This window comes from Candidatus Methanoperedens sp. BLZ2, assembly GCF_002487355.1.
GTDB lineage: Archaea > Halobacteriota > Methanosarcinia > Methanosarcinales > Methanoperedenaceae > Methanoperedens.
Map to the genome: position 1 here is coordinate 1 of NZ_NTMG01000002.1, position 3,176 is coordinate 3,176.

A 3,176-nucleotide genomic window follows, 5' to 3' on the forward strand; every position below is an offset into this window, starting at 1 on the left:
GATCGCCCGAAGGCATGGTAAGATTAGCTTTGAACTTATTTAAAGCCAGCGCCGCGCTTGAGGGCAGCAAAGAAAAGAAAATATAAAGGAGAAAAAAATATGAAATATAAAGGAATGCAATTAGGCGCGATGCTTGCAGCGATGCTGATATTGAGCATGGCGTTTGTGCCGGCAGTGAGTGCACAAGGCGCTCAAAGACTGGAAGATGTAAGCAAAGGAATCAATTCAGCAAATGTTCAAGCGGGAATAGAAAAACATTTTGCAGAAGATAGCCGTGGCGGCGAGGGAATTTTGAAGAACAAAAAGATGGCTATTGATGGAGAAAATGTCTACACAAAATTGGAAATTGATATTCCAGAGAGCGGAGAATATTACGTTACTGCATGGGTTATGGGCGTCAATGGACAAGAAAAGATTCAAGTATATCTTGATGATGAAGCAAATCCCGCAGGATATCTGAAGATATCTGATAATGGTTGGCAATCTGCCCAGTTACAGGACAAGAACACTTTTAACCCAATATCTCTCTTCAAGGGAACACATGTATTTTCCTTTAAGAGTCAGGATATACCGGAGATTGAATTCATTCGAGTAGCGAAACAAAAGGATGCAGCAATAATCTCGGATACTAATTATCGAAATTACATAAATACTCTTAAAGCAAAATCTTTGCCAGATAATTACAGACAGTTGAAGAATGAAGATATAGTGAACGCGGCAATGGTGTTGACATCTAATCCTGAAGGCGATTATGCATATCAATTGAACATGAATTTTGCATATACTTACTACCGAGCTTTCTACTTCACCAGTGGTCAGAATGTGGTTTTCGAAACTAGAAAAAGTGACCCCTATGCATCCGATCCGGTCATGTTTTTGTTTAGTGGATCCGATCCGGTCAATGGTGGCTCATGGTCGAATGATGACTGGGGGAATGGATACCAATCAAAAATAAGTGTTACTATTCCGAATACCGGTACGTATTATCTACTGCTACGATCATATAGTTCCAGTTACCCCGGAACCTCAGATTTATATAAAGATGGTTCTCTGTATGCCTCAAATGTTGCACTTGCTGGAACTAATGTATATAACGGCGATATCTCCAAGACAGGAACATTGAATTACTTTACAGCCAAGCTTACAGGTGATAGTCGCCTGTGGTTAGAAGACAGCAGTTCTTGGCCAGGTAAAATAAAAGGATTCAACGATGACTATAGTGGATCTGGGGATTTTTATTGGGGTGTTGCTTCAAGAGTAAAACAGCAGTTTTCACCAAGTATTAATTATGCCCTTGTTTCGAGTTACAGTTCCTCTAATCCAACAGGGACTGCTGATTTATATATGAAACTTGATAATAGCGACATTACGAGTTTCTTCCCAAATCTTAAAGCTGACGATGCTATTAAGTCGGCGCCAGCATCAGATGCTTATAACTGCATAAGCTGGTCCGGAGGACGCGTTGATTTAGGAAGATATTTCTGGCCTCCTGATCCTGGAAATCCATGGTATGATCCGAACCAATTAACTGCGTTTGATAAATTTTATGGAAATAATCCCTCAAGGTATTCCGGTGCAATGACATATACGCGAACTGGAGCAACTGTAGACAATAGTGTTGTTGATTTATGGGCAGTTAATGGTGTTTATACACATGCTTCAGTAAAAAAACCGGGGAACGACCAACCACATGGTTATGATTGGGAAAGCAAACCTGGGGGGCTTATGAGAACTCTGCATCCAAGGTATGCACTAAGAGGTGATGATTATGGAGATGTTAGTAATTACTATAAACAGACTGGAACGTATGCGTCAGGAGTTTCCAGCCAGGCAATTGGAGGCATGACTCTTGAGGAATCCATAGAAAGCGGTCTGACAGTAATAGAAAAAGTCGAATTAACAGAAGATGAAAAAGCTAAACAATCGAATTTGATAGAGAATATCCCGAAAGAAGTCAATAATGAATTCAATACTAAATATGGACTGTGGAAAGAGACTTGGAATGACCCCAATCTACTCATTCACAGTAACCCAAGAATGTATGCTCAATCCAAACAATATAAGGATTTTCTAAGCTACTCCAAGAAACATGGCAAAGCGATATGGCCTCTTTTATTCCAAAAATATGAGCAAGGAGACGACTTTGTTAAAATGGCTATCTTAGATTTGACATATACTGAACATGGTTCTCTTTTGGATGAAATAAGGCAGGAAAGCGCTAAGGAGCGATACACTGCTGAAGGTGTATACATAGCCCCATCAGAGAACGCAAATATGATGAAGTATATCAAGAAACTATTGGAATTAAAGTAATTACTAAAATGGGGGGAGGTATATCCTCTCTCTTTTATTTTTTAAAACATAAAATAACTTATGACTTTAAAACTTTTATTAATTATAGCATTTTCAGTAACGGGAATTATTTTAATTAGTGGATGTATCGGTGAAAAGAACACAAAAGAAGAACTCACAGATGAGATACAGAACATAGGAGAAGCTGTTCCCGAAGGATGGAATTATACTATAATTCAAAATTTTATGGACGAGGTTACCCCATCTGGCGGGTACGGTAAAATTATAACTCAAAATTCAGAAGAAATGCCTGTACCTCATGGTCTATGGAAACCTGTAGCTATTGTGAACTTTGTCAATCTCAATAAAGAGATTGAATATTATCCGGATGTGAAAACTGATAGGAAGTATAATCCATCGCTTCGACTTTATTTTTACAATGTTACAGAAAAACCGGAGATTATGGAGATCATAGACCGGGAAAGAATTTACTCATGGTGCGTCCCCATTTACTTTGATGAAACAAAGAAATACATTATGGTCACTTCCGGGTGTTATATAAACAGTGGAATCTTTACGGAGGAGGCAAAAAAGTATTATTCTCCCTTAGAGAAATCATTAAAAGAGTATTTTAATAAATTTAAGTAGAGATTGGCAACTTAAAAATTCTTTTCAAGCAAACAGAAAATTCATGAGTCTAGCAAAATAATATGCCCCATATATTTCATAAGGTGCAATAGACCTCATAATGTCGTTTATGATATCGCATTCACCGTGGATCATTATTCCGGCGATGATCCCGATAGCTGCCCTGTAATCCCAGGTGCCAGGGACGGCGCATGTTACTGCTACTACAGAAAGGTCAACGATACTGCTTTTCAATT

2 protein-coding genes and 1 pseudogene are annotated in these 3,176 nt (G+C 38.5%); 2 read left to right on the forward strand and 1 reads right to left on the reverse strand.

The annotated features are described in order from the left end of the window. The first annotated feature begins 99 nt into the window (after positions 1–99). Entirely contained in the window at positions 100–2,313 is a 2,214-nt protein-coding gene (locus tag CL181_RS00015) for a hypothetical protein (RefSeq protein WP_097297199.1), read from the forward strand. Positions 2,314–2,373: 60 nt separating this feature from the next. Next, on the forward strand, positions 2,374–2,940 hold the full coding sequence (locus CL181_RS00020) for a hypothetical protein (RefSeq protein ID WP_097297200.1): 567 nt from the start codon (positions 2,374–2,376) through the stop codon (positions 2,938–2,940). 24 nt (positions 2,941–2,964) lie between these two features. Here the strand turns inward: CL181_RS00020 and CL181_RS19930 are convergent. Then, positions 2,965–3,176, reverse strand: a pseudogene (locus tag CL181_RS19930) (hypothetical protein); the annotation flags it as partial.